This is a genomic window from Microbacterium sp. (assembly GCF_047606685.1).
Lineage (GTDB): Bacteria > Actinomycetota > Actinomycetes > Actinomycetales > Microbacteriaceae > Microbacterium.
Genome location: NZ_JASGEC010000033.1, coordinates 1 through 7,072 on the forward strand (window position 1 = coordinate 1; position 7,072 = coordinate 7,072).

Consider the following 7,072-nt stretch of genomic DNA (forward strand, 5'->3'; position numbering starts at 1 on the left):
GGCCCCCGCGCCTGCGCCGCGCCTCGCCCTGACACCGGCCGTGCCCGCCGCGAGCGCGACGGTGCAGTCGGTGCTCGCCGTCGCCGGCGCCGGGCTGTTCGCCGTCGCCGCGATCGTGTTCACGTTCTTCAACCCCGACCTCACCGACCACGCGGCGCGCGGCGCGATCGTCGGTGCCACGACGCTCGTGTTCCTCGTCGGCGCGCGGCTGCTCCAGCGGCGCGGCCTGCGGTTCTCGGCGGAGGCGGTGGGCGCGCTCGGCGGCGTCTTCCTCGCGCTCGACGTGCACGCGTTCGCCGAGCTCGCGCCGGCGGGCGTCAGCCCCTGGCTGTTCGCCGCGATCGGCACGCTCGTCGCCGGGACGGGGATGACGGCGCTCGCCGTGCGGTTCGGCATCCGCTCCTGGCTGTGGCTGTCGCTGCTGGCACTCGCGTTCGTGCCCGCGATGCTCGGGATCGCCGGCACGACGGATCTGGCCGCCACACTCGGCTGGCTGGCCTCGGCCGCCGCGGCGCTCGCCCTGTTGGAGACGACCACGCGGCTCAGCCGGCGGCTCGGAGACCGCCTGCTGCCCGAGCGCGTCGCGCTCACGGTCGCGCAACTGCTCTCCGTCGCCGCGACGGTCGCGCTGCTCCCCTTCGCCGACGTCGGCTCCCCCGCCGCGCGGTCGCTCGCCATCGCGGGCGTGCTCACGGGCGTCGCGGTGCTGGCGCTGCTGGCCACCCGCCAGCTGATCGCGCGCGTGTGGGGCGTCGTCGCCGGGCTCGCGGGCACCGCGGCCGCCGCCGTGGCCCCGTCCGCGCTCGAGGGCGCCGCCATCGACCCCGCGGCGTGGCCGATGCTCGTCACCTCCGCGGCGGCCGTGGTCGGGATGCTCCTGCTCGGCGCCGTGCTGCCGCTTCCCCGCACCGCGCCCCGTCGGCACGTGGCCGGCGGCGCGCTCGCCGTCGTCGCCCTCACCGCGGCCCTGCCGCTGCTGGCCTCGCTCGCGATCGGCGCGCTGGCGCTGCTCACCGACGTCGACGCGAACGCCGGCGACCCCGACCTCTCGTTCGGCGGCGCTCGCGTGCCGTACGTCGTCGCGGGGCTCGCCGTCATCGCGGCCGGGCTGCGCGGCTACGCCGCACTCGCGCGCGGGCCGCGGTGGATCGGCGCGCTCGGCGCGTGGTTCGGCGCGGCATCCGTCCTCACCCTCGTGTGCTCGCCGGCACTGTCGCCCGCGGGCCGTGTCGCACTGGGGCTGGCGGCCGCGGTCGCGGCGAGCGTCGCGCTCGTCGTCGTGCGGCCGTTGCGCGACGCCGCCGTATGCCACCGGCTGCCGCTCGTCGTGGGCGCGCACCTCGCGGTCGTGCTGTGCGCCGTGATGTCGTGGCGCGTCGACGACCTCGTGGTCGCGGCGGGCGGCGGCATCCTCGTTTGCATCACTGCCGTCGCCCGCGCGACGCCCTCGGCCATCCGGTTCCTGCATGTCGGCGTCGGCTACGCCTACGCGCTGCTGGTGTTCGCGCGGGCGCTCAACCTCGCCGGCGTCGACACGCTGCTGCTGCTGTGCCTCACGACGTCGCTCGGCGCGGTCGGCGCGATCGCGGCGACGTTCCTCCGCCCGATCGGGGCGCGGTCGTGGTGGGCGATCCTGGCGGTCACGGCCGTGCCGTTCGGGCTGGGCGTGCTGCAGGTCGTGTTCGAGCGCAGCGGCTGGACGGCATTGTCGACGAGCCTCATCTTCCTCCTCGCGCTCGCCCTCGTCGTCACGCGGCGACCGGGGCTCGGTGTCGCGCTGCGCGCCCTGGCGGGGGCGATGCTCGTGCCGTCGCTGTCGGTGGTCGTCGTGTGCCTCGGCGCGCAACTGCTGGCCTCGAGCGGATCGCCGGTCGTGCTCCCCGTCGTCGCGGCGATCGTCGCGCTCGCGCTTCCGAGCACGCGGACCCTCGCGCTGCGGGGCGTGGGCGAACGGGATGCCGCGGCCGCACGCCTCGCGATCGAGGCGTCCGCCTTGCTCACGGGCGCGATCGCGGTGGCGCTCAGCCTCGCGCGGGAAGCCGCGGGACTCGGCACGACGTGCCTGGTGCTGGCGATCCTCGGCGTGGGCGCGGCGGCGACCTCGCTATGGGGCGGCCGGCGCTACGGCTGGTGGGTCGCCGGCGCGGCCTTCACCGGCGCGCTGTGGTGCGTGTGGGCGCTCGGCGGCGTCGACCTCGTCGAGCCGTACGTGCTGCCGCCCGCGCTCGCCGCCGCGCTCGTGGGCGCCGTGCTCACCGCGCGGGGCGCGCGGGCCGTGCCGCTGTACGCGGCGGGCCTCGCGGTCGCCATCGCTCCGGTCCTCGTGCTGCTCGCAGCGACGGGCACCCCCGCCCCGGTGGCGTGGCGCGCGCACGGGCTCGTGGTGGCGTCGTGGCTGCTGCTCGCCCTCGGCGCGTGGTGGGGGCGGCGCGAGCACACGCGCGCGCTGCGCCTGGCGACGCTCGTGGCGGCGATCGCCGCCGGCGCGGCCGGAGCCGTGCAGGGCGTGCGGCTCGGACTCGGGCTCGACCCCGGGGCCAGCACGATGCCGCTTGTCGTGGTGTGCGCGGCGATCGCGTTCCTCGGCGCCGTGCCGGCGTTCGCGGCGGCCCGAGCCATCCACTCCTCCGCCGCCGCGGACTCGCGGCTCGCCCGCACGCGGTGGCTGCACGCGCCGGCGACCCTGTACCTCGCGGCCGGCACGTGGACCGCGATCGAGCGCGACTGGCTCGCGATCTGGGCGATGTGGGCGCTCATGCTCGGCTACCTGGTCGCGGTCGTCGTGGTGGCGTGGCGGCTGCGCACGCGGCCGTCGAGCCTTCCGCCGGTGTGGTTCGTGTTCGCGATCGCGTTCGTCACGGCGGTCGTGGCGTGGAGCCCGCGCGCCCTGCGCGTCGAGTGGTTCTCGCTCCCGCTCGGCGCGTTCCTCCTCGCCGCAGGAGCGCTCCGCCTGCGCCGAGGGAGCGGGCGGCCGCGCACCGTGGACAGTTGGCCGGCGGGGTGGGATGGCTCGTGGCCGCTGCTCGCGCCGGGGCTTGTCGTGCTGCTCAGCGCGTCGGTGGCGGCGACCTTCACCGACCCGCTGACGTGGCGTGCCATCCTCGTCCTCGTCGTCGCCCTCTGCGCGATCCTCGTGGGCGCGAGCCGGGGCCTTGCCGCGCCGTTCGTCGTCGGCGTCGTCGTTCTGCCGGTCGAGAACGCGCTCGCCTTCCTCGTGCAGATCGGCCGCGGAATCGAGTCGATGCCGTGGTGGATCACGCTCGCCGTCGTCGGCGCGGTGCTGCTCATCATCGCCGTGACGCACGAGCGCCGCACCGGCGAGGGCGGCTTCGCCGCGCGCCTGCGCGATCTCGCGTGAGCCGCGTCACTGCCCAGGGTTGACGACATCGCACGAGCCGCGCTCGATGAGCGCCACGTCGAGCACGTTCGCGCGCGCGAGGCGCTTGCTCGGGTGCTCGACGCGGTCGAACACCCGCCGCGCCGCCAGCTCCCCCAGCCGGGCGGGGTTCTGGTCCAGCACCGTCAGGGGCGGGTCGAGCAGGTCGGCCAGCGGGAAGTCTCCGAAGCACACGAGCGGCACGCGGTCGCCGTCGAGCGCGTGCAGGACGGCGACCGTGGTCCTCGCATTGGACGAGAAGACCGCCGTGGGCGGGCTGGCGAGCGACGCGAGCCGCTCCAGTGCCGTGGCCGCGGACTGCGGCCCGTCGACGTGCATGCGCACGAGCTCGTCGTCCGGCTCGACGCCCTCCTCGACGAGAGCGGCGCGGTACCCGCGCAAACGGTGAGCCTCAGTCGACAGGTGCAGCAGGTCGCCGAGGTAGCCGATGCGGCGATGGCCGTGCGTGAGCAGGTGCCGCGTGCCGGCGAGCGCGCCGCCGTGGTCGTCGTCGGTGAACGTGTCGGCCGTGATGCCGCGCGGAGCCCGGTCCACGAAGACGATCGGCGTGCGCTCCTGCCACCGCTCGAGCCACGAGTGGTCGGCGCCCACCGGCACGATCACGAGTCCGGTCAACTGCCGGGCGAGAAGCGACTCGACCTGGGCGCGCTCGGCATCCGGATCGTTGCCCGTGCTCGTCACGAGTGTCGACAGCCCGCGCTCGCGGGCGACATCCTCCACCGCGCGGGCGATCGCGCCGAAGTGGGGGTCGACGATGTCGGGCACGGCGACGCCGACGACCCGCGCGCTCCCCGACCGGAAGGTCGTCGCGAGCAGGTTCGGCACGTAATTCAGCTCGCGCATCACCTGCTCGACGCGCTCCCGCGTCTCGGGTGTGACGTGGGCATCGCCATTGAAGACGCGCGAAACCGTCTTCGGGCTCACTCCGGCCCGGGCCGCGACCTCCCGCATCGTCGCCATCGGAGTGCGGGACTTGCCTCAGCGCGCGTCGACGACGGCAGCGAGCTCGCGCAGGCGCGGCAGCGCGCGCTCGGTGAGCAGCTGCTCTCGCGTGTCGGCCGAGATCGACAGGCTGTCCTTCCACAGCGAGCGGCCCGCCATGGCGCCGGCGGCGCCCCCGGCCATCGCGACACGGATCTGCTCGATGAACGTCTCGTGGTCGACGCCGGCCGACAGCACGGCCCACGGCACACCCTGCGCCGCGGCGGTGACGGCGGACACGCCCTCGGCACTGCCGGGGTACTGCAGCTTCAGCACCTTGGCGCCGCACGCGACGGCGAGCGCGGCGCCATCCGCCACGAGCTGCGGGAACGCGGCGGCGTAGTCCTCGTCCGACTCGCCCTCGAGCTGGTAGGTGAGCAGTTCGACGATGAGGAGGAGCCCCTCCGCCTCGCACTCGGCCACGAGGTCGCGGATCTCACCGGCGACGCGCGAGTCGAGACCCTGCCGGTCGGGGCGCGTGTACCACAGCATCTTGGCCGCGTCGCCGCCCAGCTCGCGCGCCGTGCGCGGCGTCACGCCCGGCACGAAGCGGGTGTGCTTCAGCCCGTCGACCGTCTCGAAGCCCGACGCGTCCAACCCGACCACGAGCGCGGTGCCGCGCGAGAGCACGCCGTCGTCGACGATCGCCGGCAGCGCCACCTCCGGGTCGAGCAGGATCGCGGGCGCGTGGTTGGCGAGGTGGCGCACGAGGTCGGCCTTGGCCTCGGCCAGCTCTTCCCGGCTGATCGCGTCCGAGCCGTTCGGCGCGTCCTTGATGGCCGCCTTCATGCCGTTGCGCTGGTCGGCCGCGACAATCAGCATGCGCCCGCTGTCGGTCGAGATCGCCTGCATCGCACGACGCTCAATGGTCGTCAGAGTGTTCATCGGTGCTTCCTTCGTGATTTTCTGCGTATCCAGTATGACACCGGTGTCATAGCCGCGCCAACGCTCGGCCGCTACCGTGAGTGCATGGCTGCACCCATCGACCCCACCACGACTCCCGCCTGGGCCGAGCTCGACGCCGAGCGCGACCGCTTCTCGCCCGACTTGCGCGCCTGGTTCGCCGACGATCCCGGCCGAGTGGAGCGGATGTCGCACACGCTCGCCGACCTGCACGTCGACCTGTCCAAGAACCTCGTCACCGACGCCATCCTCGCCTCGCTCGTGCGCCTCGCCGAGCAGACGGGCGTCGCAGGCCGCTACGCGGCGATGCTCGCCGGCGAGCACCTCAACACGAGCGAGGACCGCGCCGTGCTGCACACCGCCCTGCGCCGCCCGCCCGGGTCGACGCCGGCCCTCGTGGTCGACGGCCAAGACGTCGACCACGACGTGCAGGAAGTGCTCGACGCGATGGGCGCATTCGCCGACCGCGTGCGCTCAGGTGACTGGCGCGGCGTCACCGGCGAGCGCGTGAAGACCGTCGTCAACATCGGCATCGGCGGCTCCGACCTCGGCCCCGTCATGGTCTACGAGGCGCTGCAGCCATATGCCGACGCTGGAATAGAAGCGCGGTTCGTGTCGAACATCGACCCCACCGACATCGCGCAGAAGACCGCGGGCCTCGACCCTGCCACGACGCTGTTCATCGTGGCGTCCAAGACCTTCACGACGCTGGAGACCCTCACCAACGCGCGGCTCGCGCGCGACTGGCTGTGGGCGGGGCTCGCCGAAGCAGGCGCGATCGGCGACGACGACGCGTCCCGCACTGACGCCGTCGCCCACCACTTCGTCGCCGTCTCGACGGCGCTGGGCCGCGTCGCCGAGTTCGGCATCGACCCCGCCAACGCGTTCGGCTTCTGGGACTGGGTCGGCGGCCGCTACTCCGTCGACTCGGCGATCGGCCTGTCGCTGGAGATCGCGCTGGGCCCCGACGTGTTCCGCGAGGTGCTCGCCGGGTTCCACGCGGTCGACGAGCACGTCGCATCCACTCCCCTCGCCGAGAACGTGCCGGTGCTGATGGGCCTGCTTAACATCTGGTACTCGAACTTCCTCGGCGCGCAGTCTCATGCGGTGCTGCCGTACGCGCAACAACTGCACCGCTTCGCCGCGTACCTGCAGCAGCTCACGATGGAGTCCAACGGAAAGTCGGTGCGGTGGGATGGCACGCCCGTCACCACCGACACCGGCGAGGTGTTCTGGGGCGAGCCGGGCACGAACGGGCAGCACGCGTTCTACCAGCTCATCCACCAGGGCACGCGCCTCATCCCGGCCGACTTCATCGCGTTCGTCAACCCCGCCCACCCGCTCGAAGACGGCGGCCGCGACGTGCACGGGCTGTTCCTGGCGAACTTCCTCGCGCAGACCAAGGCGCTCGCGTTCGGCAAGACCGCGGCCGAGGTCGAGGCGGAGGGCACGACAGGCGCCCTCGTCGCGGCGCGCACGTTCGCGGGCAACCGGCCCACGACGTCGATCTTCGCCGACGCGCTCACGCCGCGCGTGCTCGGCGAGCTCATCGCGCTGTACGAGCACATCACGTTCGTGCAGGGCACGGTGTGGGGCATCAACTCGTTCGACCAGTGGGGCGTCGAGCTCGGCAAGCAGCTCGCGCTGCAGATCGCGCCGGCCATCGAGGGCGACGAAGAAGCGCTGGCCGCGCAGGATGCCTCGACCCGCGCGCTCCTGGACTACTACCGCGCGCACCGCCGGTAGGCGGCATCCCTCCCGCCCGCGCCGCGCCCCCGCGCGCCGCGCCCC

The 7,072-nt window shown here is 74.1% G+C and carries 4 protein-coding genes; 2 read left to right on the forward strand and 2 right to left on the reverse strand.

The genetic code is table 11. From position 1 onward, the window contains the following. The first annotated feature begins 40 nt into the window (after window positions 1-40). Window positions 41-3,358: an SCO7613 C-terminal domain-containing membrane protein gene (locus QM611_RS03640; RefSeq protein WP_415078542.1), complete on the forward strand. Its 3,318-nt coding sequence runs from the start codon at window positions 41-43 to the stop codon at window positions 3,356-3,358. Window positions 3,359-3,364: 6 nt separating this feature from the next. On the opposite strand, the gene QM611_RS03645 is transcribed toward QM611_RS03640, so the two are convergent. Together QM611_RS03645 and QM611_RS03650 are read right to left on the reverse strand one after the other, a co-directional pair. After that, complete coding sequence (locus QM611_RS03645) at window positions 3,365-4,357, reverse strand: LacI family DNA-binding transcriptional regulator (protein WP_415078543.1); 993 nt, start codon at window positions 4,355-4,357, stop codon at window positions 3,365-3,367. Window positions 4,358-4,375: 18 nt separating this feature from the next. Next, on the reverse strand, window positions 4,376-5,263 hold the full coding sequence (locus QM611_RS03650; RefSeq protein ID WP_415078544.1) for a hypothetical protein: 888 nt from the start codon (window positions 5,261-5,263) through the stop codon (window positions 4,376-4,378). A gap of 84 nt (window positions 5,264-5,347) precedes the next feature. Between QM611_RS03650 and pgi the strand changes: the two genes are divergently transcribed. Next, window positions 5,348-7,027: a glucose-6-phosphate isomerase gene (pgi, locus tag QM611_RS03655; RefSeq protein ID WP_415078545.1), complete on the forward strand. Its 1,680-nt coding sequence runs from the start codon at window positions 5,348-5,350 to the stop codon at window positions 7,025-7,027. Window positions 7,028-7,072: the final 45 nt, after the last annotated feature.

Excerpts from the sequence above, each read along its gene's own strand:
- QM611_RS03650 (WP_415078544.1), bottom strand. The coding sequence starts at position 5,263 with ATGAACACTCTGACGACCATTGAGCGTCGTGCGATGCAGGCGATCTCG.
- pgi (WP_415078545.1), top strand. The coding sequence starts at position 5,348 with ATGGCTGCACCCATCGACCCCACCACGACTCCCGCCTGGGCCGAGCTC.
- QM611_RS03645 (WP_415078543.1), bottom strand. The coding sequence starts at position 4,357 with ATGGCGACGATGCGGGAGGTCGCGGCCCGGGCCGGAGTGAGCCCGAAG.